Annotated in this window: 1 pseudogene; it reads left to right on the plus strand. The window is 55.3% G+C overall.

Annotated features, from left to right (window positions below):
* Window positions 1–5: 5 nt before the first annotated feature.
* Window positions 6–302: pseudogene (locus ACFWW2_RS12045) on the plus strand (acyltransferase); the annotation flags it as partial.

A 302-nucleotide genomic window follows, 5' to 3' on the forward strand; every position in this document is an offset into this window, starting at 1 on the left:
CATCGTTGAAATCAGTTCTGCAGCACGCAAGATACTTCCCACTGTGGTCGGCGCTGACCGCTGTGAGGTGGCGCTCCTTTGACTCTCGTTCTGGTGGATTGGGAACGACATTCAGAGCCATCATGCGTTGGTTCCCCCCAACAAGGAGCCGATTTGACCGCGAAGCCACACGGGTCTTTCCCGATATGAAGCGCAGCACCCGCGCCAAGCTCGGCCAAGATATGGGCTGGCATATGGGTAGAACTCTGTTCGAGATCTATCACGATGCTGAATTTCAGACCCAACACCACAAGTTCAGGGCC

This window comes from Yoonia sp. R2-816 (genome assembly GCF_046762905.1).
In the GTDB taxonomy this organism is placed as follows: domain Bacteria; phylum Pseudomonadota; class Alphaproteobacteria; order Rhodobacterales; family Rhodobacteraceae; genus Yoonia.